Source organism: Pseudomonas sp. LBUM1674 (assembly GCF_059695635.1).
On record NZ_CP166779.1, the window covers coordinates 7,031,028 to 7,054,347 of the forward strand.

At 59.4% G+C, this 23,320-nt stretch carries 19 protein-coding genes and 2 pseudogenes; 10 read left to right on the plus strand and 11 right to left on the minus strand.

The genetic code is table 11. The annotated features are described in order from the left end of the window. Positions 1 to 173 precede the first annotated feature (173 nt). From uvrD to ACA067_RS32350, 3 genes are all read left to right on the plus strand, one after another. Positions 174 to 2,357 (plus strand): DNA helicase II, encoded by a 2,184-nt coding sequence (uvrD, locus tag ACA067_RS32340; RefSeq protein ID WP_064680493.1) that lies wholly within the window; start codon positions 174 to 176, stop codon positions 2,355 to 2,357. Between the two features lie 287 nt (positions 2,358 to 2,644). Then, positions 2,645 to 3,517: a Tim44 domain-containing protein gene (locus ACA067_RS32345; protein ID WP_497460059.1), complete on the plus strand. Its 873-nt coding sequence runs from the start codon at positions 2,645 to 2,647 to the stop codon at positions 3,515 to 3,517. 148 nt (positions 3,518 to 3,665) lie between these two features. Continuing rightward, a complete protein-coding gene (locus ACA067_RS32350) occupies positions 3,666 to 4,073 on the plus strand; it encodes an SMI1/KNR4 family protein (protein WP_497460060.1) in 408 nt (135 codons plus the stop codon). A gap of 23 nt (positions 4,074 to 4,096) precedes the next feature. Here ACA067_RS32350 and ACA067_RS32355 read toward each other — a convergent pair whose 3' ends face one another. Further along, a complete protein-coding gene (locus ACA067_RS32355) occupies positions 4,097 to 5,860 on the minus strand; it encodes a cation:proton antiporter (protein WP_497460061.1) in 1,764 nt (587 codons plus the stop codon). 284 nt (positions 5,861 to 6,144) lie between these two features. Between ACA067_RS32355 and ACA067_RS32360 the strand changes: the two genes are divergently transcribed. After that, a complete protein-coding gene (locus tag ACA067_RS32360; RefSeq protein WP_128874549.1) occupies positions 6,145 to 6,627 on the plus strand; it encodes an acyl-CoA thioesterase in 483 nt (160 codons plus the stop codon). A gap of 134 nt (positions 6,628 to 6,761) precedes the next feature. On the opposite strand, the gene pdxY is transcribed toward ACA067_RS32360, so the two are convergent. After that, positions 6,762 to 7,634 carry a pyridoxal kinase PdxY gene (gene pdxY / locus ACA067_RS32365; protein WP_497460062.1) on the minus strand — a complete coding sequence of 291 codons (873 nt, stop codon included), beginning with the start codon at positions 7,632 to 7,634 and terminating at the stop codon, positions 6,762 to 6,764. A 117-nt stretch (positions 7,635 to 7,751) separates the two neighbouring features. Here pdxY and ACA067_RS32370 point away from each other — a divergent pair, with 117 nt between their 5' ends. After that, complete coding sequence (locus ACA067_RS32370) at positions 7,752 to 8,165, plus strand: DUF3301 domain-containing protein (RefSeq protein ID WP_497460063.1); 414 nt, start codon at positions 7,752 to 7,754, stop codon at positions 8,163 to 8,165. 86 nt (positions 8,166 to 8,251) lie between these two features. Here the strand turns inward: ACA067_RS32370 and ACA067_RS32375 are convergent, their stop codons facing one another. Beyond that, positions 8,252 to 9,217, minus strand: a complete 966-nt coding sequence (locus ACA067_RS32375) for a CobW family GTP-binding protein (RefSeq protein WP_497460064.1) — start codon at positions 9,215 to 9,217, stop codon at positions 8,252 to 8,254. A 26-nt stretch (positions 9,218 to 9,243) separates the two neighbouring features. On the opposite strand from ACA067_RS32375, the gene ACA067_RS32380 reads away from it, so the two are divergent. Continuing rightward, a complete protein-coding gene (locus ACA067_RS32380) occupies positions 9,244 to 9,600 on the plus strand; it encodes an NADH:ubiquinone oxidoreductase (RefSeq protein WP_497460065.1) in 357 nt (118 codons plus the stop codon). A 4-nt stretch (positions 9,601 to 9,604) separates the two neighbouring features. Here ACA067_RS32380 and ACA067_RS32385 read toward each other — a convergent pair whose 3' ends face one another. Then, positions 9,605 to 10,255, minus strand: coding sequence for a DUF1826 domain-containing protein (locus ACA067_RS32385; RefSeq protein ID WP_497460066.1), 651 nt, complete (start codon positions 10,253 to 10,255; stop codon positions 9,605 to 9,607). Then, the gene (gene zigA / locus ACA067_RS32390) at positions 10,255 to 11,463 is read right to left on the minus strand and encodes a zinc metallochaperone GTPase ZigA (RefSeq protein WP_497460067.1); all 1,209 of its coding nucleotides are present in this window, start codon (positions 11,461 to 11,463) and stop codon (positions 10,255 to 10,257) included. Before zigA ends, ACA067_RS32385 begins: the two co-directional genes overlap by 1 nt. Before the next feature lie 113 nt (positions 11,464 to 11,576). Here zigA and folE2 point away from each other — a divergent pair. The 3 genes and pseudogenes from folE2 to ACA067_RS32405 all read left to right on the plus strand — a co-directional run bounded on the left by folE2 (position 11,577) and on the right by ACA067_RS32405 (position 13,744). Continuing rightward, positions 11,577 to 12,473, plus strand: a pseudogene (gene folE2, locus ACA067_RS32395) (GTP cyclohydrolase FolE2). A 100-nt stretch (positions 12,474 to 12,573) separates the two neighbouring features. Continuing rightward, positions 12,574 to 12,701, plus strand: a pseudogene (locus ACA067_RS32400) (carbonate dehydratase); the annotation flags it as partial. A 137-nt stretch (positions 12,702 to 12,838) separates the two neighbouring features. Next, positions 12,839 to 13,744 carry a His/Gly/Thr/Pro-type tRNA ligase C-terminal domain-containing protein gene (locus ACA067_RS32405; protein WP_497460068.1) on the plus strand — a complete coding sequence of 302 codons (906 nt, stop codon included), beginning with the start codon at positions 12,839 to 12,841 and terminating at the stop codon, positions 13,742 to 13,744. 48 nt (positions 13,745 to 13,792) lie between these two features. Here ACA067_RS32405 and ACA067_RS32410 read toward each other — a convergent pair whose 3' ends face one another. Then, entirely contained in the window at positions 13,793 to 14,314 is a 522-nt protein-coding gene (locus ACA067_RS32410; RefSeq protein WP_497460069.1) for a DUF3617 domain-containing protein, read from the minus strand. Positions 14,315 to 14,445: 131 nt separating this feature from the next. Here ACA067_RS32410 and cls point away from each other — a divergent pair, with 131 nt between their 5' ends. Further along, positions 14,446 to 15,885 carry a cardiolipin synthase gene (gene cls / locus ACA067_RS32415; protein ID WP_497460070.1) on the plus strand — a complete coding sequence of 480 codons (1,440 nt, stop codon included), beginning with the start codon at positions 14,446 to 14,448 and terminating at the stop codon, positions 15,883 to 15,885. Here cls and cfaB read toward each other — a convergent pair. The 5 genes from cfaB to hflK (ACA067_RS32440) form a co-directional block, all read right to left on the minus strand. Further along, the gene (gene cfaB / locus ACA067_RS32420; RefSeq protein WP_497460071.1) at positions 15,882 to 17,066 is read right to left on the minus strand and encodes a C17 cyclopropane fatty acid synthase CfaB; all 1,185 of its coding nucleotides are present in this window, start codon (positions 17,064 to 17,066) and stop codon (positions 15,882 to 15,884) included. The two genes, cls and cfaB, sit on opposite strands and share 4 nt — an antisense overlap. 228 nt (positions 17,067 to 17,294) lie before the next feature. Continuing rightward, positions 17,295 to 19,205 carry a heavy metal translocating P-type ATPase gene (locus ACA067_RS32425; protein WP_497460072.1) on the minus strand — a complete coding sequence of 637 codons (1,911 nt, stop codon included), beginning with the start codon at positions 19,203 to 19,205 and terminating at the stop codon, positions 17,295 to 17,297. Continuing rightward, positions 19,202 to 20,260 (minus strand): protease modulator HflK, encoded by a 1,059-nt coding sequence (hflK, locus tag ACA067_RS32430; protein WP_497460073.1) that lies wholly within the window; start codon positions 20,258 to 20,260, stop codon positions 19,202 to 19,204. The genes ACA067_RS32425 and hflK (ACA067_RS32430) overlap by 4 nt, the downstream gene beginning before the upstream one ends. Beyond that, positions 20,257 to 21,294 carry a protease modulator HflC gene (gene hflC / locus ACA067_RS32435; RefSeq protein ID WP_497460074.1) on the minus strand — a complete coding sequence of 346 codons (1,038 nt, stop codon included), beginning with the start codon at positions 21,292 to 21,294 and terminating at the stop codon, positions 20,257 to 20,259. The genes hflK (ACA067_RS32430) and hflC overlap by 4 nt, the downstream gene beginning before the upstream one ends. Beyond that, positions 21,291 to 23,249 (minus strand): protease modulator HflK, encoded by a 1,959-nt coding sequence (hflK, locus tag ACA067_RS32440; RefSeq protein WP_497462883.1) that lies wholly within the window; start codon positions 23,247 to 23,249, stop codon positions 21,291 to 21,293. Before hflK (ACA067_RS32440) ends, hflC begins: the two co-directional genes overlap by 4 nt. Between the last annotated feature and the right edge of the window lie 71 nt (positions 23,250 to 23,320).

The following is a 23,320-nucleotide window of genomic DNA, read 5'->3' on the forward strand; positions in this document are numbered from 1 at the left end:
CCCGGGTCATAAAACGGATAAAAATATCCGCTGCTTTCCCCGCCGTAAAAGCGTGCAGGCGAGTCCCGCCAACGCTTGCAGCCGATGACCGACCTGTCGTCCTGCGCATGACTTTCATCGCCTAAAGCAAAGCGGGGTTTGCCCGGGGTGGCGCCGCCCCCTAGAATGCCCCAATGCGCGATGACCTCTCCCTTCTGCTGAACTCCCTCAACGATGCCCAACGCCAGGCCGTAGCTGCCTCCGTGGGTCGTCAGTTGGTCCTGGCCGGTGCTGGTTCCGGTAAAACCCGAGTGCTGGTGCACCGTATCGCCTGGTTGATCCAGGTCGAAAACGCCTCGCCCCACTCGATCCTGTCGGTGACCTTCACCAACAAGGCCGCTGCCGAGATGCGCCATCGCATCGAGCAGCTGATGGGTATCAACCCGGCCGGCATGTGGGTGGGCACCTTCCACGGCCTGGCGCACCGCTTGCTGCGGGCGCATTGGCAGGAAGCCGGCCTGAGCCAGACGTTCCAGATTCTCGACAGCGACGACCAGCAGCGGCTGGTCAAGCGGGTGATCCGCGAACTGGGCCTGGACGAGCAACGCTGGCCGGCCCGTCAGGCCCAGTGGTTCATCAACGGACAGAAAGACGAAGGTCTGCGTCCGCAACACATTCAGGCCAGCGGCGACTTGTTCCTGGCCACCATGCGCAGCATTTATGAAGCCTATGAGGCCGCGTGCCTGCGCGCTGGCGTCATAGACTTCTCCGAACTGCTGCTACGCGCCCTCGACCTGTGGCGCGATCACCCGGGCTTGCTCGCGCATTATCAAAAGCGTTTCCGGCACATTCTGGTGGATGAGTTCCAGGACACCAACGCCGTGCAGTACGCCTGGTTGCGTCTGCTGGCCAAGGGCGGCGACAGCCTGATGGTGGTCGGTGATGACGATCAGTCCATCTACGGCTGGCGCGGCGCGAAAATCGAAAACATTTATCAGTATTCGGACGATTTTCCGGATGCCGAGACCATACGCCTGGAGCAGAACTACCGCTCCACTGCGGGGATTCTCAAGGCTGCCAACGCCCTGATCGCCAACAATGCTGGCCGCATGGGCAAAGAGCTGTGGACCGATGGCGGCGAAGGCGAAGCGATCAATCTGTATGCCGCGTTCAACGAGCATGATGAAGCGCGCTATGTGGTGGAAACCATCGAAAGCGCGCTGAAAACCGGCTTGGCACGTAGCGATATCGCGATTCTGTACCGCTCCAACGCCCAATCGCGCGTTTTGGAAGAAGCCTTGTTACGCGAGCGTATTCCGTACCGCATCTATGGCGGTCAACGCTTCTTCGAACGGGCTGAAATCAAAAATGCTATGGCCTACCTGCGTTTGCTGGAAGGTCGCGGCAACGATGCGGCGCTGGAGCGGGTGATCAACGTTCCGGCCCGTGGCATCGGCGAAAAAACCGTCGAAGCGATCCGCGACCATGCACGCCACAGCGATGTATCGATGTGGGAAGCCATGCGACTGCTGGTCGCCAATAAAGGCCTGACCGGGCGTGCTGCGGGCGCTCTCGGGGCATTTATCGAGCTGATCGAGAACCTCGCCGCCAAATGCATGGAAATGCCCCTGCACCTGATGACCCAGACCGTCATCGAGCAATCTGGGCTGATCGCCTACCACGAAGCGGAAAAAGGCGAGAAAGGCCAGGCCCGCGTAGAAAACCTTGAGGAACTGGTCAGCGCCGCGCGCAACTTTGAAAATGCGGAAGAAGACGAAGACTTGTCGCCATTGGCAGCGTTCCTCGGTCATGCGTCGCTGGAGGCGGGCGATACCCAGGCCGACGAGCACGAAGACAGCATTCAATTGATGACCCTGCACAGCGCCAAAGGCCTGGAATTCCCTTATGTGTTCCTGGTGGGCATGGAAGAAGGCCTCTTCCCGCACAAGATGAGCCTGGAAGAACCCGGCCGTCTCGAGGAGGAGCGCCGCCTGGCCTACGTCGGCATCACCCGGGCGATGCAGAACCTGGTGATGACCTATGCCGAAACCCGACGCCTGTACGGCAGCGAGACCTACAACAAGGTGTCGCGTTTCGTACGCGAAATACCGAAAGGCCTGATCCAGGAAGTGCGCCTGTCCAACAGCGTCAGCCGTCCGTTCGGCGGCGGTCAGCAGCAGAGCTCCAGCAGTCTGTTTGGCGGCAGCGAGATCCCGGACACCGGTTTCAGTCTGGGCCAGACAGTACGGCATTCGGTGTTCGGCGACGGCGTGATCCTGAACTTCGAAGGTGCCGGGGCTCAGGCCCGGGTCCAGGTGAACTTCAACGAAGGCAGCAAGTGGCTGATGCTCGGCTACGCCAAGCTGGAAGCGATCTGACGCCCGCCAGTGATCCAATGTGGGAGCGAGCCTGCTCGCGAAAAACGATAACGCGGTATTTCTGAAAAACCGCGGTGCGGCCTTCGCGAGCAGGCTCGCTCCCACAGGGGCCAATTCCTACAGAACTTATCCACTCACCCTACAGACCAAAGTTAACAGGCCTTATTGCGCTGACTGAAGCTGAACAAAACCTGTCAGGCAAAAGCCCGAAACACTCTGCCGCTAGCCAGCAACACTTCACCTGTGCAACATGGCGCGCGTGCCTTCCACAAATGGGAATTCCCTTTATGAAACGTTTTCTTAGCATCGCCATGGCGTTGTGCATCGGCCTGACGATGAGCCTAGACGCCAACGCCAAGCGCTTTGGTGGCGGCAAGAGCTCCGGCGCTGCGCCGACTCACCAGACCAGCCAAATGGCTCCTTCTTCTGCCGCAGGCGGTGCTGCCGCCACTGCGGGTGCCGCCGGTGCCGCTGGCGCTGCCGCCAAGGCCGGCGGTGCTTCGCGCTGGCTCGGTCCTCTGGCCGGCATCGCTGCCGGTGGCCTGCTGGCCTCCATGTTCATGGGTGGCGGCTTCGAAGGCATGCAGATCTTCGACATCCTGATCATGGCGGTCATCGCCTTCCTGGTCTTCCGTTTCATCGCCGCCCGTCGCCGCAAGCAGCAGGAGCACCTGGCTCCGGCTGGCGCGCCGATGCAGCGTGAAGTGTTCGAACAGAAGCCATCAGCCATGGGTTCGGTCTTCGGCGGTTCGGCAGCACCTGTAGCCGCTCGTCCGGTGATCAATGCCCCGGCCTGGTTCAATGAAAAGAACTTCATTGAAGCGGCCCGCAACCACTTCCAGTCCCTGCAACAGCACTGGGACGCCAACGAAATGGACAAGATCTCCGAGTTCGTGACGCCGCAACTGCTTGAGTTCCTCAAGCGTGAACGTGCGGAACTGGGCGAAGGCTTCCAGTCCACCTACATCGATAACCTCAACGTCCAGCTGGATGGCGTGGATGATCGCGCCGACAAGACCATCGCCACCCTGACCTTCAGCGGCGTGTCGAAGACCTCGCGCTTCGACCAAGGCGAAGTGTTCAGCGAAAGCTGGAACATGGAACGTCCGCAGGGCGAGAACCAGCCTTGGCTGGTCGCAGGTATCCGCCAGAACGGCTGAACCGACTCGCGTTAAACCTGTCGCATTGCTATCCCTATAAAAAAGCCCCGGCCTCGGCCGGGGTTTTCTATTTCGCGGTTGCATCTATAGCGAGCTACTGTATAAACCGCCCCATATAAACCGCGCCATCAGCAAGAGGATCCCGGACGTGGAAGAAATCATCGAACAACTGCGTGAAGCCAACGAACCGGTACCGGTCCCCTTGGAGTTACCCGACGAAGATCAAGTGGTGGAAATCGAGGAACAACTGTTCATCGACATTCCGTTTGTCTTCAGAGAATTTTTGCTGACCGTCAGCGACGTGGTCTACGGCAGCCTGGAGCCGGTGACCATCACCGACCCGCAATCCCACACCTACCTGCCGGACGTTGCGGCGAACGCCTGGGATGCCGGCGTCGATCGCAGCATGATTCCGATCTGCCAGGACGGCGACAACTACTACCTGGTCGAAGAAGACGGCACTGTGGTGCTGTGGCTGGCCGAGGAAGAGCTGATTGCCGAAGAAACCTGGGAATCGGTATGGCACTGGGCGCGGGACGTCTGGCTGGAAAGCTGAGCCGTCTGACGCCCCTCCGGTGGTCAATGCCCCGGCGAATCCTTGTGGTTGTCCAGGGTTTCCAGCAAGGCCACCTGCATCCGCGTATGCACGTGGATGAACCAGCGCCACAGTAGCGCCGCCACGGCGGCCGCGACGACGACAATCAGTACCAGCAACTTGTTGGTCGGCAAAATGCTGGCCGACAAGGCTGCCAACAACAGGAAGATCACCAGCAGCGAGAGAATCGGGATCACTTCGGCGATCACCCGACGCACTCGCTGTGTGTGGCGCCCGGCCATTTCCGGCTTCACCCCCATCTCCGCCAATAGCATCGACAGCGCCTTGAGCTTGCGATAGGCGGCGATCAGAAACGGCAGCGACAACAGCAGCGCCCCACCCCAGATCAACGCTTTTTGCCAGCTCGGGTCACTGATCCAGTCTTGCAGGTAAGCGGACATGCGCTCGGCGAAGTACGCGCCCGAGAAGAAGATCGCAATCACCAGCGCCAGATTGACCCCCACCTGCAACAGGATCCGTCGAATCATCGACGCCAGCAGCGCGCCCTCGCCCTGGGGCTGAATGCTGCGCAACCATTCGCCGTACATGCCCAACACCCGACTCAGGCGTTGTGGCATCACCGCCGCCAGCTTGATCGACAATGGGTCAGCCGCGCGAATCAAGTACGGCGTCATCAGCGTAGTGAGCACCGAAACCGCCACAGCCACCGGATAGAGGAAGTTGCTGGTGACCTGCAAGGTCATACCCAGCGACGCGATGATGAAGGAGAATTCGCCAATCTGCGAAAGCCCCATCCCGACCCGCAGTGAGGTACGTCCGTCATTGCCGGCGATAAAGGCGCCAAGGCCGCAGGACAACATCTTGCCCAGTACCACGGCGACCGTGATGACCGCGATGGGCCAGGCGTACTGCATCAGGATCATCGGATCCAGCATCAAGCCGATCGCGACAAAGAAGATTGCACTGAACAGGTCACGCACAGGCTCGATCAAGCGTTCGATCTTCAGCAATTGCCGGGATTCAGCCATGATCGCGCCGATCAGGAATGCCCCGAGCACCATGCTGTATTCGAGTTTGACCACCAGCAGGCAGAAGCCGAAACACAGACCCAGCACGGTGATCAGCAGCATTTCGTTGCTGTCGAATTTGGCCACATAGGCCAGCAGTCGCGGGACCAGAAGGATGCCGATAACCAGCGCGACGATCATGAACAGCGAAAGCTTGCCGACCGTGGAAAAGACTTCACTGGAGCTGACCGTGCCGCTGACGGCGATGCTCGACAACAAAGCGATGATGCCGATGCCGAGGATATCTTCGACGATCAATACGCCGAAGATCAGCTGGGCAAAGCGCTCGTTCTTCATCTTTAGGTCATTCAGGGCCTTGACGATAATGGTGGTCGAGGAAATCGCCAGGATCGCGCCGAGGAACAGCGAGTCCATAGTGTTCCAGTCGAACCAGCGGCCTATCTCGTAGCCGATCCAGATCATCAGCACGATTTCCAGGAATGCCGCGATGAACGCCGTCGCGCCCACTTTGAACAGCTTGCGCAGGCTGAACTCCAGGCCCAGGCAGAACATCAGGAAAATCACCCCGAGTTCGGCGAGCGTCTTGATGGTTTCTTCGTCGTGGATCAGGCCGAACGGCGGCGTGTGCGGGCCGATAATGAAGCCGGCGACGATATAGCCGAGGACCACGGGCTGTTTGAAGCGATGGAACAGCACAGTCACCACACCCGCGACCAACATGATCACTGCCAGGTCCTGAATAAAACTGATGGCGTGCATGGTGTGGGCTCCTTGGGTAACGATTGCTCAAGCACCAACCCGGGAAAGGTCTGATCGAGCAGAGTAAAAATCCGATTTAGATGTAGGAATTGCCTTCGGGGTGGGCATTTGAAGGGTAACACCGCGACTTCCGGCAGAAAGTCGGTGCAATATATGGAAACAGATCGTTGAGGCGTGACGGCGATCATCCGCCCGGCGTCCCGATAACTGTGGTTTGAAAAAACCGACCACGCACCCGCAGAGGTGCGCCCTTCCGAAAACCTGCCTTGACCCGTGAGAACGCTATGGAACCCGGAAACGCCCAGCTGTCGATGACGGTATTGATGACCCCCGACATGGCCAATTTTTCTGGCAATGTTCATGGCGGTACCCTGCTCAAGTACCTCGATGAAGTGGCCTACGCCTGCGCCAGCCGATATGCCGGCCGCTATGTGGTGACTTTGTCGGTGGATCAGGTGATTTTTCGCGAGCCGATTCATGTCGGCGAACTGGTGACCTTCCTGGCCTCGGTCAATTACACCGGCAACACCTCGATGGAGGTGGGTATCAAGGTGGTGACCGAGAACATCCGCGAGCGCTCTGTGCGCCACACCAATAGCTGCTTCTTCACCATGGTCGCGGTGGATGACCAGCGCAAACCGGCCGCAGTCCCGCCGCTGCAACCGCAGAATAGCGAAGACAAGCGTCGTTTCATGCAGGCCCAGCAGCGTCGGCAGATTCGGCAGGAACTGGAAAAGCGTTATCAGGAAATCAAGGACGACGCCTGAAGTCTGTTATCAGCTTCAGCTAGCTTTCGCGAGCAGGCTCGCTCCCACATGGATCTCCAGCGGACACGGAACAGGTGAACGACGTAGATCCCTTGTGGGAGCGAGCCTGCTCGCGAATGGGTTCAACGCCAAATTCAGAGACTGATCGCCGTCGCCTCAAACCGCACCCGCGGATGAGCAATGCGGTCTTGCGCCCGCACCAGCTCCAGCTCATAGCTGGCACAGGCCTGCGTTTCCAGCAGCACTTCATGCACGGCCGACGCAGCGAATTCAAAAGCCGCCACCAGGCTATCGCCCAACAGGACGCGAGCCAGAAACAGCCCGGAGGTAAGGTCGCCAACACCCACTGGCTGACGGGGAAATGCCAGCATTGGACGACGCAGGTGCCAGCTACCCTCTCCCGTCACCAGTAGCATCTCGAAAACGTCTGCCGGCTTGCCGGGATAGGCCAGATGCTTGACCAATACCGCTTTCGGACCACGCGCCAGCAGCGCTCGCGCCATGGCCAGGCAATCGAACAGGGACTGCGGCCTGCGCCCCGAGAAGCTGTCCAGTTCCAGTTGGTTCGGGCACATGAAATCGGCCACGGCGGCCGCTTCTTCCAGCAGGAAATCGCTCACCTCCGCTGGCACACTGCACCCCTTCTCCGGGTGGCCCATCACCGGGTCACACAGATACAGCGCCTTGGGATTCATTGATTTGATTCGCGCCACCCCCGTCAGAATGGCCCGGCCCTGGGCCGCGCTGCCGAGGTAACCGGACAACACAGCATCGCAGTTGCCCAGTTCGCCAATCGCTGCGATCCCTTCCACCAACTCGGGAATCTGATGCGGGGCCAGCACATCACCGGTCCACTGGCCATATTGGGTGTGGTTGGAGAACTGCACGGTATTGAGCGGCCAGACATTCACCCCGACCCGCTGCATCGGGAAGACAGCGGCGCTGTTGCCAGCGTGGCCGAACACCACGTGGGACTGGATGGCGAGCAGATGGGGCGTACGTTTCATGCGGTGAGTTCCGTAAAACGATTGAAATTCGAGCCGCGCAGTATGCGACGAAACACAGCCTGTACGACAGACCGGCGACGCAGTTAAGCTGACACCATCTTGTTGGAGCACCCTTTGATGCTGACCCTCGGAAATATCTTCGTGCTGATGCTGCTCGCCACCGGTGGCGCGTGGCTATGGCACAACCATGGCTTGCGCGAACGGGCGCTGGAGCGGGTCATGCAGCATTGCAGCAAGCTCGGAATCGAGTTGCTGGACGGCAACGTGGCGTTGAAGAAAATCGCCGTCATCAAAGACGCCAACGACCGGCGGCGTCTGGCCCGTGTGTATAACTTCGAATTTACCGTGACCGGCGAAACCCGTCACAACGGTACGATCACTCAATTCGGGGCCCACAGCGCGCAGATCGAACTGGCGCCCTACCCCATGCCATTCGACGGTACGCCTGAGGTGGTCGACGTAGTGAAGCCTCGTGCCGAGGTCATCGAGTTGAGCCAATGGCGACAGGAACACACCAAGTGGCGCCCATAAATCAAAAGATCGCAGCCTCCGGCAACTCCTACATTTTGAAATGCAATCCCCTGTAGGAGCTGCCGAAGGCTGCGATCTTTTGATCTTCAACTCGAACGACAGTCCGCCAGCGTTCTCTGCAGCGAATCAACATCCTGCGGCTCACCGAAAATCAACTCGATCCGCGAATCTCGCCGCCACTCGCTGGGCCGCCATTGCAGCACCGAGTTATCCAGTGCATTGACGGATACCCAACCCTCGAGGCTGTGGACAACCAGCTTCGCCCGTCGCCAGGCAAGGCTTTCCAGCCACCTGCCAACAAGCGCCGCATCGAATCTCTGACTCGGATGCCAACGCCAGCCAATACTCCAGCCGCCCGCTTGTGCCTGACTCAGGCAAATCGGTAACGCAGGATCACTCCAGATCGCCGGCAATTGCGCCAATCCCTTCGGCACGATGAAGTTATCCACACCCGCCACTGCCTGAGTTCCAAGCCCCGGAAGCTCGCTCAACGGCAGCACGGCTTGCTGCGTCCAGTACAAAGGACGCGCCGGCAGCTGCGCGGCGATACGCTGTCGATCACCGGCGTCGAGATCTTCTGACTTGTTCAACAACAGCAACCCGGCACTGCTCAGTGCCTCCTGTTGCGTTGCCGGCAGCGGTTTGCCGACAGCGAGCGCCTGAGCATCCAGTACCAGTACACAGGGCTGAACTGCCAGCACCCCTTGCCATGGCGCTTCACCCAACTGCCTGAGCAACTGCGCCGGGTGCCCCAGCCCCGATGGCTCGATGAACAGTCGATCCGGCCGCGCCTTGCGCAGCAAGCGCCCGAGCCCGATCTGAAACGGCGCACCATTCACGCAACACACACAGCCCCCGGCCACCTCACCCAGTGCTATACCTTCGATGTCCCGGGTCAGCAGTGCAGCGTCGAGGCCGATCTGGCCGAACTCGTTGATCAGCACCGCCCAACGCTCGTTTGCCGGGCGCTGCGCCAGCAGGTGCTTGATCAGGCTGGTCTTGCCAGCGCCCAATGGGCCGGCAATGACGTGTGTCGGGATGTTCTGCAACATGCTCGGTATTTTCTAGGAGGTAAAGAATGCGGTTGATGGGATTGTCGTTGCTGTTGGCACTTACTTCAGGAGACGCTTTGGCCCAGGCGTGTGTGGTACATAGTACGGCTGTACGACTCGACGTCAAAGTCTGTCAGCAGAACCGCACCATCCCACAAAAGCTGTTCGCCGACGGATTCTGTCAACCCAACCTGCCCGGGCAGAAAGTCGAGGTGCAATACGTCGACCAATGCCCCACCGGCGCCTTCGGTGTGTGCAGCAATGCTCAAGTCGCCAATATGCCTTACCGGCAGGACATCCACTATTACGGTGTGGCCACCGACGCCGCGTATTTGCAGCCGTTTTGCGAGGCCCAGAGCCAGGGCACCTGGCTCAAGCCGTGAGCCGCTAGCTCAGCCAATCAAGGGTCAGGATCAAGCGACGCTGCCTGGACGCGAGTTGGGGCGAGCGGTGAATCAGGCCGCAGCCTTCGTTGCCATGCCACTTCTCCCCCTTGAACAGCGCCACATTACCGCTGGCGATTTGCTGAATCAGCGCCTCGTCCTGGGGTTCGGCTGCGGGTTGGCCCAATTGGCCACGATCCATAACCCCTTCCTCCAGCCACTGGCTACCGATACCAGCATAGGTGGTAATCAGCCGCACCGGCACATGATCGACGTGGAAACGCGGGCACATGGCCTTGTCCAAGGCCCTGAGGCGCAGCCCGATACGCTTGGCGCCCAGCAAACAGGCGAATGCGCTGACCAGCCAGGAAACGTCGGTAATAAAGCCCTCATAGCCTTCAAGGTCGCTGAAGCCCGAGGCCAATCCATGGAGACCGGGTTCGGCTTCTTCGTCGGCCAGTTCCAGCGACAGTGACTCGGCCAGCGGTTCGTCCAAAGACAACAGCAAGCGGGTGAAATCGGCAATGTGCGCCGGCAATTGCCGTTGCCAAACCGCGAGGTTTACCCCGTCATCGAGGATGCGTGCCAAGGCTTGCGGGGTTTCACCTTGCACCTGATGAATGATTGGCTTGAGCTTCAAAGTCGGTGCCAACATCACGCTGCCGCCTCTTCATGCCAAGGGCCGAACGGATCGGGCAGCTGCCCCCAGCCCTCGACACCCGACGCCATTTCATCATCGGTCAGCAGGCAGTCGTCGAGTTGCGCGGTGAGTAGTGCGAAGTCAATGTTCTGGCCGATGAACACCAGTTCCTGCCGGCAGTCGCCGGTGTCGGCTGTCCAGTTTTGCATAATTGCAGTCGTGCTTTCTGCGTCCTGCGGCCACTGGGTTTTCGGCACGAATCGCCACCAGCGGCCGGCGAAACCGTGGCGCATCAAGCCCCCGGCCTGGGACCAGCTACCGGCGTCCATGTGCTTGCTGGCCAGCCAGAAGAAGCCCTTGGATCGCAGCAGTTTGCCGTTCAACCAGGGCCGGTCGATGAAGCTGAAGAAACGCTGTGGATGAAAGGGCCGACGTGCTCGATAGGCGCTGGAGGCGATGCCGTACTCCTGGGTCTCCGGCACGTGTTCGCCGCGCAGCTCCTGCAACCAACCAGGCGCCTGGGCGGCCTTTTCGAAGTTGAAGCGACCGGTGTTGAGAATCTTCTCCAAGGGGACTTCACCCATCACCATCGGGATGATTTCAGCCTGGGCGTTGAGCCGCTTGAGGATCGCGATCAGCTCCTGACGCTCGCGGCTGCTGATCAGGTCGATCTTGCTGATCAGAATCACATCGGCGAATTCGATCTGCTCGATCAACAGATCAGTGATCGAGCGTTCGTCCTCATCGCCTAATGTCTCACCACGGGAAGCGAGACTTTCGGCGGCCTGGTAGTCGAGCAGAAAATTCATGCCATCGACCACCGTGACCATGGTGTCGAGCCGGGCGATGTCAGCCAGGCTCTGCCCGTCTTCGTCGCGGAAAGTGAATGTCTCCGCCACTGGCAATGGCTCGGAAATACCCGTGGATTCGATCAGCAAGTAATCAAACCGTCCCTCCTTGGCGAGTTTGCTGACCTCTTCCAACAAGTCCTCACGCAACGTGCAGCAGATGCAGCCGTTGCTCATTTCCACGAGTTTCTCTTCAGCGCGATTGAGGCTGACGTCGCGCTGGACTTCGCTGCCATCGATGTTGATTTCGCTCATGTCGTTGACGATCACGGCGACCCGCAGGTTGTCGCGGTTACGTAGCACGTAGTTGAGCAATGTACTTTTGCCGGCACCGAGAAAGCCGGACAGGACGGTGACGGGAAGACGGTTGGGCATCAGGGGATTCCTCAGAGGGCATACCCGATCAAATCGTCGGGTTTGAAAAAGGCGTGGTCGTATCTAATGTAATAACATAACATAAGAACTCGACTTCCACGATGGACCTGCTCATGAACGCGCTGACGCTGCCGGATATTGCCGCGCAGGCCTCACGCCAAGCCCTGCCACTGGAGTGGGTGGGCATGTGTGGCATTGCTCTTCCTGTTTCATTCGATGGCCAACGCCTTAGCGCAAAGGCCGATGCCGGCGTGAGCCTCGATGATGGCGAGGCGCGTGGCATTCATATGTCGCGGCTGTACCTTGCGCTGGAAATGCTCGAACAGGAAAACCTCACGCCCGGGTTGCTGCGGCAAGTCTTGCAGCGCTTTCTGAAGAGTCACGAAGGGCTCTCCACCAGCGCCTACCTGAAGATTCACACCGATCTGCTGCTGAAAAGGTCTGCGCTGGTTAGCCCGTTGTCGGGCTGGAAAAACTACCCGGTCAGCATCGAAGCCCAATTAGAAAACGCGATGTTCCACGTGGAACTAAAAATCGACGTGGCTTATTCCTCGACCTGCCCATGCTCGGCGGCGCTGTCCCGGCAGTTGATTCAGCAGCAATTCGTTGATGACTTTGCCAACAAGGCACTGCAACACGCCGATGTCTTGGCATGGCTCGGCTCCACCAAAGGCATCGTTGCGACGCCCCATAGCCAGCGCAGCTCTGCGAAATTGTGCCTTCGTCTGGATAACTATCTGGACGAGCTACCGCTGATCGCGACCATCAACGACGTGGAAGCGGCGCTCGGCACCGCCGTACAAACCGCAGTGAAGCGGGCCGACGAACAAGCCTTCGCGCTGGCCAATGGATAGAACCTGATGTTCTGTGAAGATGCCGCCCGACGCTTGAACGTGGCCTTGAAACGCTCGCCTGGCATTAGCGCATTTCACATCCAGGTCATCCACGCCGAAAGTCTGCATGCCCATGACGCAGTCGCCGAAAGCCGATGGAACTGGGGGGTCGCGTGATTCGAAAGAACCCTTCAGGTGATCTACCGCTGATCGCAGAATCCGCCTACGTGGATAAAACCGCTATATTTTCGGCAAAGCAGTGAGCGTCGAAAACGTCGGCCCCTACACTGACCTGTCACAGTTCCCGCCGGTAAGCGTCAGCGCCTCAGAATTATCCGAGGACGTGGCACCCCTACCAACGTCAACTTGGTGCGCGGTTACAAAGCCCTGCAGAACGAGTTCTGACCCTAAGAGTGCTGTTCTCCAGGGCCGGTTGAAAAAGAAAATTGCCTGGCACGACCAACGTCTTAATGACAACCACCAGGTTTGCCCCTAGGGTTTATGCGCTAGCGCATGTGATCGAAACCTTCGAGACACTGACCATGATCCAGATCACTTTGACGGATGGTTCAATGCGTGAATACGACCAGCCTCTGTCCGTGTACGAGCTTGCCGCGAGTATCGGCGTCGGGTTGGCCAAAGCGGCTGTCGCAGGGCGGGTAGACGGTGTGCTGGTGGACTGTGCATTCTTGATCAAGGCGGATGCGCGAGTCTGTATCGTCACACCGCAGGAGCCCGATGGCCTGGAGATCCTGCGCCGCTCCTGCGCGCTGATGTTGTCCATGGCGGTCAAACAGCTCTATCCGAGTGCGCAGTTGCAGACTGGAACGGCGCTGGGTGATGGCTTTTTTTATGAGTTTGCCTACGAGCGTCCTTTATCCCTGGTCGACCTGGCCATCATCGAAGCGCGCATGAAGATGCTGGCGGCGACCAATCATCCGATCCGCCGTCGCGATCCGTCATTGCAATCAACACCTGTCGAAACACTATCGCGGTACCTGCTGGGGGATTTCGAATGTGTGACTGTGGGACCGCATGTTCCCGCAACCAAGGTGTTGCAGGCGTTCGCCCTGGACCACATCAGCGGTACTTCGCCACAACGGATATACGGCACCTGCTGGTCGTGCCAACAGGAACTGGAACATTGGCGCACACCGCCGCATGTGATTGTCGTCAGCATGGATGATCGCCAATTGGATTATGCACAGTCGGTGACCGAAGCATTGCGCCGAAGTGGCGTGCGTGCCAGCGCGGATCTGCGCAACGAGAAGGTACGCCACAAGATTCGCGAGCACAGTCAGCACGTGCCGTATCTGGTGGTGATCGGCGAGAAAGAAAAGCAAGGCGGGTTTGTCAGTGTGCGCAGCCGCACCGGGGAGGATTTCGGCAGGATGGCGGTCGAGGCGGTATGTGAATGGTTGAGATCAACAGGGCTTGGGAGAGCCTGAGCGGGCTCCCACAAATCCCTGTGGGAGCGAGCCTGCTCGCGAAGCTTTTTAGGCTCTGGGTTTAACCGTTCCGCAATCCTGCCCCAACCACACGGCGCGAGTATCGAGACTACCCTTTTGCTGAATCCCGGTGGCGTTGAACGTGCCGTTGACCTTGGTGGTGAACTCACGATCACTGAGGAACGTGGCAACGCCTGCACCTTGCGCTTTCGGACAGCTGAAACGGAATTTCCACTGGTTGCCCGTGCGCTCGGTGATTTCCTGTTTGCAGCCCGATTGCGGATCCGTCAGCGGAATGTTGTCTGTCTTGACCTGCTCAGGCGTCAGGCAAGACCGAATCCCTTTTCCACCCATGGTAATGCCCTGCTTCTCCAGCTGTGCGCGCTGTTCAGGGGTGATCTGACTCTGTATCTGCCCAAGGATCAATTGCAGATCGGGCAAGTCCTGGTTATCGACTTTCATGTTACTCGAGGTTAATTCCCACAAACCCGGCTGCAGCATCTGCGCCTGAGCGGCCACAGGAAGAGCCAAACCAAAAGCCACGGCCAAACCCAGCAGACGAACGTTCATCGAGTAACTCCTGATCAGTAGTGGCCGTTAGACGTCAGCCACGGGCTTCGGTTCATGGGCCAATTAATTAGCGACATTCTGCACGGAACATGGTCTTTTAAGTATTGAATCTTCAGGAGCAAGGCTGCCCCATGGATTATTTCGGACCGCATGTTTTCGGTTACCTGATCGCCCTTCTGCACTCGTTAGGCATGATCGCCGCCATCCATGCCGTGTTGACTGTTCGGACCGCCCAAGGCTCGATCGCCTGGGCCCTGTCATTGCTGTTCATTCCCTACCTGACGCTCATCCCGTATCTGGTCTTCGGCCGCAGCACCTTCGATGGCTACATCAAGGCCCGGCGTCAGGCCAACGAGGAAATGCGCAAAGCCATCGCCGAGATGAACTGGCGACCCTGGGTCGAAGAGGCGCTGACCGCACGCGCCTCCAAAGTCTACGCGTCACTCAGGGCGATGCCGAAGCTGGGACGCATGCCCTGCCTGGCCAACAATGAAGTGCGCTTGCTGATCAACGGCCAAGTCACCTTCGATGCGATTTTTCAAGCCATCAGCCACGCCCGGCAAGCAGTGCTGATCCAGTTTTTCATCATCCACGACGACCGCCTCGGCCGACGTCTGCACACCTTGCTGCTGAAAAAAGCCGCCGAAGGCGTAGCGGTTTATCTGCTGTACGATCGAATTGGCAGCCACTCCTTGCCTCACAGCTATGTACAGCCATTGCGCGATGCCGGCGTCGAGGTCAAAGCGTTTGCGACTCGCAGTGGCTGGCTCAACCGCTTCCAGGTCAACTTCCGCAACCACCGCAAGATAGTGGTAGTAGACGGAATTCTGGGCTTCGTCGGGGGGCACAACGTCGGTGATGAATATATGGGAGAAAAACCGCCTCTGGCACCGTGGCGCGATACCCATGTGCAAGTGCGCGGCCCCGTAGTGGCCTGCATGCAGGAATCCTTCGCTGAAGACTGGTTCTGGGCGGCCCGTTTCCTGCCACCGCTGATCTTGCCCGACGTTTATCCTGACGATGGCGTGCTCTGCCAACTGCTCGCCAGCGGCCCGGCTGATGCCTACGAGACCTGTTCGTTATTCTTCGTCGAAGCTATCCATGCGGCCACGGAACGAGTCTGGATTACCAGTCCCTATTTCATCCCTGACGAGGCGGTATTCGCCGCCTTGCGTCTGGCGGTGCTGCGTGGCGTGGATGTGCGCATTCTGCTGCCGTCGCGACCGGATCACCGGATCGTCTACGCCGCCTCCAGCCTTTATGCCTTCGAAGCGGTGCGTGCCGGTGTGCGGGTGTTCCGCTACGAGCCTGGCTTCCTGCATCAGAAAGTGGTGTTGATCGACAGTGAAATCAGCGCCGTCGGCAGCGCAAATATGGACAACCGTTCCTTCCGGCTGAACTTTGAAGTGATGCTGCTGACGGTGGACAGCGCTTTTGCCCTGGAAGTGGAACACATGCTCAATGATGACTTTGCCCAGGCCCACGAAATCGCCAAAGAAGAAAGCCGGGAGACTCACCGCTTGCAACAGGTCGGCATGCGGATCGCCCGGCTGATCTCACCCATACTCTAGGGGTTGTATATGTCGTCGCGGGTCCATGGCAATTCATGGCTGCCATCGGCGTGGGCTTTCACCGCGAGGATCTGATGCAAATTGATCCAGCCCCTGGCGAACGCGTAGGCACATCCCGCGAGGTAAAGTCGCCAGATTCGCAGCGCCTGCTCAGGCACCAATTTGCCCGCGGCCTCCAGATTGTCTTCGAGACGTTCGCTCCAATGGTCGAGGGTACGCGCGTAATGCAGGCGCAGGCTCTCGACATCGACAATCTCCAGCCCTGCTTCGCTGATCTCGGCAGAAATCATCGACAAGTGCGGCAGCTCACCGTTGGGGAACACATACTTCTCAATGAAACTACCGGCACCGCGTCCTACCGGTCGGCCATCGGTGTACTTGGCGGTGATCCCGTGGTTCATCACCAGGCCGCCCTCCTTCACCGCGCCGAACAAGGTTTTGCAGTACTGAGTCAGATTGGCGTGACCGACGTGCTCGAACATGCCCACGCTGACCACTTTGTCGAAGCGCCCGTCCTGAGGCAAATCGCGGTAGTCCAGCAACTGCAACTCGACCAGATCGTCCAGGCCTTCGGCGCTCACCCGCTCACGGGCCAGGGCCAACTGCTCTTTACTGAGCGTAATCCCGAATACCTTCGCACCGAACTCCCGCGCCGCATACCGCGCCAACCCGCCCCAGCCGCAGCCGACATCCAGCAGATACTCGCCGGGTTGCAGCCGCAACTTGCGACACAAGTGGCGGAATTTGGCTTGCTGGGCTTGCTCAAGGGTTTCGCTACCGGTCTCGAAATAGGCACAGGAATACGCCATGTCGCTGTCGAGCCACAGCTGATAAAACGCATTGGAAAGGTCGTAGTGATAGGAAATCGCTTTGGCATCGGTTTCCTTGTCATGGACAAGGCGAACCGGCTGGCTGCTTTGATCACCAAGCATCGCCTGGCTCCACTCATCGCAGACGCGAATCACGTCACTGATGGAACCTTCAAGCTCCAGTTTGCCTTCGACAAACGCCGCTCCGAGCGCGTCCAGGCTGGGATGGGTGAACTGGGTAACCATTTGTGGGTCCTTGACCACAATAGTGACGCTGGGCGTCGGCCCCAGGTTGAATTCATGGCCGTCCCAGAGTCGCAGGCGTAACGGTAACTGCAGATTCTGTAAGGCCGGTGGAAGTTGCGCGAGCATGGAAAATCCCCCCTTGTTTCAGACGTCTGATGAGAGGGTAGACCATCCTGGAAAAATAGCTGGCTATCGAATTAATAGCCGATTTCTATAACTCACGGCGCTCCAACCAGCCGCCGTGAGTGCCTAAAGTGCTATGCCCTCCACCAGATGACTGCAAATCGCACGCACAGTTCTAAAAAGTTCATATCGCCGTGATTACCTGGTTTAAAGCCGTCGCCAGCCGCTGATTCAAACGTCGTCCTTCAGCTTGAGCAAGGGCTCTTGAAATCGCAGTAGCCGACCGGCATTGCCCAACACCAATAAGGTGCTGAAGTTGTGCAACAACGCGGCAATCATCGCCCCCGCCGCGCCAAGCCAGCCGAATGCAGCGAATACGACGATCGCGAGCGTCCAGCCCAGACCGATGATTACATTGACCTGCAGGGTCTGCCGGCATTGACGGCTCAAGCGCACGCAAGTGCCAAGCCGACGCAAGTCGCTGCCGATCAGCACGATGTCGGCCGAGGCCAGCGCGATGTCCGCTCCACCCGCGCCCATGGCGACACCGACGACACCCGCCTTGAGCGCCAGCGAATCATTGATCCCGTCGCCCACCACCATTGGCCGAAAACCGTTACCGATTTCTTTCAACACGCGATTGAGTTTGTCCTCGGGCAAGGCCTGCGCTTCGACATCACTGATGCCAACATCACGAGCCAGCGTGTGTGCGACGCTTTGCCGATCACCGGTGAGCAATAACTGGCGTCCCAGTCCGAGTTCGCGCAATTCACTCAAGGCAAAACGCGCTTCGGGTTTAACGCTGTCGGCCAGCAACAGCCATGCAAGGAATTGACCGTCAAGTGCCAGACCGGCGATCGGGCCATCGTGGTCGGGAACCGTTGACGTGGGGATGCCCAATTGTGCGAACAACTCCGGACGCCCCAGTGCCGCCTCGCCTTGCCCGGTCATTGCCACGACACCCAAGCCCTGACGTTCGCGAATGTCCGAGAGCAAAAGAAAATGCTCCTGCGTGACCAACCCGGCGAGCGCCCGGCTGACGGGATGACTGCTGGCAGAACCAAGGCTGGCAGCAAGTTTCAGGACGTGGCTGCGATCCTCGAGCGGGCTGTCGATGGATTGCAAACGCAAAGTGCCAAAGGTCAGGGTTCCGGTCTTGTCGACCACTAGCGAAGTCAAGTCAGCCAACTCTTCAAGAAACGCCGAGCTGCGGATCAGAATCCCGTGACGAGCCGCTACCGCCACTCCGGCAATCGCCGTGGCGGGTGCCGATAGCACCAGCGCACAAGGACAGGCCGCCACCAACACGGCGAGCATCGCCTGCGCATCATTAGTGACGAACCATGTCACTGCCGCCAGCAGCAACACCAATACCATGTAGCTGCCGGCATAGCGCTCCAGCAAACGGGTGATCGGCGGCTTGGACCGCTCGGCGCTTTGCATCAGCGCAATGACTTTGCCAAGGGTCGATTCGGTGCCGGTGCGGGTCACTTCGACGCGCAACAAACCATCGAGATTGATTGCGCCGCCGAACACCAGCATGCCGACCGCCGCTTCCATCGGCACCGACTCACCGGTGATGGACGCCGTATCGAGACTTGCCTGACCGGATAAAACCCGACCGTCCGCCGGCACCCTGTCACCGGCGCGTACTTCGACAATGTCTGCGCTCTTGAGCGTTGCGTTGTCGACTTCGACGATGGAGCCATCCACCTGAACCTTGCGCGCATGGCTGCGAGTCAGTTTGCCGAGCGCGTGAATCGCCTCCTGTGAACCGATCACGCTGCGCTCTTCCAGGACATGGCCAAAGATCATGATGATCGGCAGCAATGCGGCAGTGAGCAGATCGCCGGTGGCCCAGGCACCGAGCATGGCCAAGGCGATCAGTTGATCGGTGATCCCGTGCAGACTGGGGTAACGCAGGCTGTACCACGCCGAGCGCATCACCGGCACGGCCACCAGTAGCGAAGCAAAACCCAGCAGCAATTGACTGACGCCAGTCTGCTCCGGCATTAACCAGCGCCAGATCAGTCCGAGTGCCAGCAAGCCAAGAGCAAGCATCGCCAGGGTCAATTGGCGGGCGGCGCTGCGTTGTTCATCCGAGGACAACAGGCTCGGAGCTGCGGCAGTTGTAGTAGTCATTGTGTGGCTCCCTGAATGATCAGGTGTGAATCGTCTTTCGGATTGACCGTGGTCACCGAGCCGGCCTGGTCAAGAATTTTCGGCATCCGCTCGCGGTAGATGCGCAGCAGCATTTGTGGGTCGCTGCCCCGCTGTTGTGCCGAGGCCAGACTCAATACAGTCGCCGTGTCGGCGGAGGCTTTGGCCAGCCGCTCACTCGCCTGAGCGTGGGCGACCTGAAGCGTGTGATCGGCTTGTTGGTTGGCAGTCTGGGTCAATTTCTCGGCCTCCGTGCGCGCATTCGCCACCGCTTTGTCAGCCTGCTGGCTGGCCGTCAGCACTGCGTTGAAAGCATTGACCGCCGGCCCTGGCAGACTGGATTGCACGTCGACGCGCGTCACTTCGATCCCAAGCCCCTGCCCTGTCGTGGTCAATTGCGCCAAGCGCTGATTGATGCCTTGTACCAGATCGCCACGCAGTCGCTCGCGTCTTTCGGCTGCTTTGTTGTCGGCACCGATCAGCTCCGGTCTTGCTACCAGAATGGTGTCCAGGTCTCGGGCGGCAGTGAGTGCGACGGCGCTGCGTGTGACCAGTCGGTCCAATGCCGGTATCACATGTTCGCCCTGAAGGACGAAGCCATAGGGTTCGGTGACCTTATAGAACACTCGCACATCCAGTTGCACCACGCCCGCGTCACCGGTCAAAAGATAACCAGAACCGGCCAGCGCATCACTTAGCGGTGTGGCGAACGTGGCGACTCGATCGGCCTGCATGGCGACATCACTGCGCAACAGATTTTCAACTCGACGCTCAATCACTCGATCCGCAGCCGGCAACAAAATCACCTGCTCGAACGGCCACGGCCAGGCCAGCAACAAACCGGCGTTCTGGATGCGATCCAGCGCACCGAAGTGCAATACCACTGCCCGATTTTGCGGATCGATCTGGCGCACGTTGGAAAACGCCCAAGCCAGTGCGGCGAGTACCGTTACCGCATACAGCGCCAGAAAGGCCAATCGCCCAGCTTGAATCCAGGGGCTGTTAAGCTCATTTGTTCCACGTGGAACCAAACTCATGGCTGCGACCCGGTCTTGTTATCAAGAGTCGGCGGACCATCAACCAGCACCCGAAATGGCGCGGCGTCGGTGCGCAAAATCATTTTGGTATTGGGTGTGACGATAGTGCCCAAGGTGTCCAGGGAGCGCAGCAAGTTATAGAGCTGCGGCGAACCGGCGTACGCACGGCCGTAAATCTGCGCCGCTTCAACGCGGGATTGAGCTTCGATTTCAGCCGCCTTGACCGTGGCATCGGCCTGGACAATTCGCGCATCACGTTCGGCAGCGGAACGGATTTGCGCCGCTTCGCGCTTACCGATTGCCGTGCGCTCTGTGGCAATTGTTTCACGCTCGGCGCGCATCCGATCGACAGTGGCAGTGAGGGTTACCGACGGTAAAGTCAGACGTTCAATGCCGACTTGCACGACCCGCACGCCATACGTCGTCAGCAATTGTTGATCGATTTGCTGACGCAGTTGCGCTTCAAAGTCAGCAATGCGCACCTGGTTCGCGTCGGTGTTCACCAGGTTGGCCAGATCAAAACTGCTGGCCGTGGTCTCCAGCGCCGAGCCGACAAAGGTGCGAATCTGCCGCGCCGCCTCGTCCGGCTGATTCTGCACGGCGCGCATGAAGCGCTGAACATTGTCCGGATCGCCTTGCACCTGCCACGCCACGTAAGCCTGAACGATAATGCGCAAACCATCGCGCGTGCCCACATCCTGCAAACCGCTGGAGGTCGTACGTAACCGCAGATCGACCGGGATTGCCGCTTCGAAGGGCGCCGGCCAACGCCAGCCAAGACCCGGCTCCAGCAACACGCGCGACGGATTGCCAAAGCGCGTGATCACCGTAGCCTCCCCCGATCGCACCTGCACCAGGCTCGCGGCGGCGATGGCGAACGCCACTAGCAGCGCAGCCCAGCCCATGCGGCGCCATGGGAACGGGCCAGCTTCCTGCGGGTCACCGTGGTGGTGATGGTGATGTCCATGATGCCCGCCATGGCCGTGATCGTGACCATGGCCGCTAGGGTCATCGTGAGTGTGGGACTGGCTCAATTGGCAACTCCTGGTTGAGCGGATTTACTCGGCGGCGCAGGGTCAGCCGGCAGGGTGAAAGTACGCAGGTCGATGGTCGGCGCATTGCTGCCGCCGCCTAGACGATGATCGAGCACCAGTAGTTTGGCGTGGGCCAGGCCCTGGGAAAGCTGGCTGAAGTACTGTTCCAGCACAAAGGCCTGGCCGGCGCTGGCGTAAGCCTTTTGTTCGGCGCCGAATTTCAAATCTGCCGCTTGCGCGGCGGCGTTGATTTCACGTGCGTTGGCCGTCGCTTGGTCGCGAGCGATGCTGGCCTGCAACTGCGCCAGATGGGTAGCCTGCGCTGCCGCACCGCGTTCACGCGAGATCAACGCCTGAGCAGCAATCTGCGCAGCCTGCACCCCGTGATAGGCATTCGCTGCCCCCGCGGGCGGATGAATCGCCTCGACCACGGTGGCGAGAATCTCCACCCCACTGTCGAGTTTCTGCAGATCAGCCTGCACCGCCCGGCCGATCTCTTCGGCGAGCCCTACCCGGTCCTCGCCGAGCAAACCGTCAAGGGTGCGTGACGCGAAGTCGTGAACCAGAATCCGGCTGGCGGTGCTGCGGATCAGAGTGGGTACATCGGCACTGTTGTAGGTCGCAGCCAACGCCGCCTGATCGCTCAGGCCGATACGGTAGACGAAACGCACATCCATGTTGACGATCTGAAAACTCTGTTTGTCGGCCCGGCTGCTGGCGATGACCTGGGATTTGTCATTCACGTGGCTCGCATCCCACAAGCGATTGGCAATCGCCGGCGCCGGACCTTCGGCGGGTTCGGCGATGATCGGTGGCGCCGCCTCGCCGACACTGGTGGCCAACTCGTGGACCACGCCGTTTTCAACGTTCAGCACTCGCCCCAACGGCCAAGGTAAACCCGCGTGCAGACCAGGACCGACCACCTCCACAGGTTTGCCAAACCGCTCGTAGATGCCTCGCCCTTGCAGGGGAATTTCGTGAACACCGGTGAGCGACCACCCCACGATCGAGACCACTGCCACCACCGGCAAAAATGCCCGGCGCATGTAGGTGAAAGCCCAGATCTGCCGCAGGTCTATACCAAAGCGGTTGTGCAGTTCGTGTTGTAACGCCAGCAACGGCTGTGGTGGCCAGCGCAGCATGTCGGCAATGAAGCTTCGCGCCAGCATCGCCGGTTCGAGTCGTTCACGCCGTGGGCTGAACAACGACAATACGGCGCGTAACAGCATTTCCAGCGCGACCAGCCCCGGTAACAGGCCGATCAGGACGGCCAGCCGTACCGGCCAGACCGAAGCCTCGCTGGCGAACAACAGGCACAGGGCGCTCAGCACCAGACAGATGATTGCTACACGCGTCAGCTGCGCCAATGACCCTGCTTCGGGCCACTGGGCCAGGTTTTCCTGGGCCAGTTGACGCTCCAGCACCAGCAAACCGAAGGCCAGCAATAATGACAGTGCAGCACCGACACTGGCCAAGAGGCCGAGCGCGGTAGACGGCAGTGTAAGGTTCCACGCCTGTTCAACGCTCAAAAGCGTCAACAGCGACCACCCGCCAAGCCACAACGTCGGCGCGCCGATCTGCAACAGCATCCTGCGCCATTGCTGACTGATACGATCCAGCAACCGTTCGTACCAGCCATCCGGGGTAGCCACTTCGTCAGTCACGACCACCGGCACAGAGGGATTCATCGCGTGGGCGCGCCACTGCGTCACCCACCAGGCAGACTGCAGACCGGCAAGCAGCACCAACAAACCGGCGCTTTGATTGGTCAGCACTGCCACCCAGAGAGACTCCGGCGCAAATACTCCGACAAAAAATGCCAGTACCAGACCTGTCGCCGCCAGCAATCCCAGGCCGATTGCGAATTGCCGCAATCGACGTCCTTGAAAGACTGCCTGCTGAAAGCGCGGCAGCCCGGCTACCTCAGCTCCATCACCATCAAGATCGACTTGCATACCACCCCAGTGTTCAGCTCTGCTCACGTCAGTTCGTTACGATATAACGAAATGGGTGAAATTTTCGTATT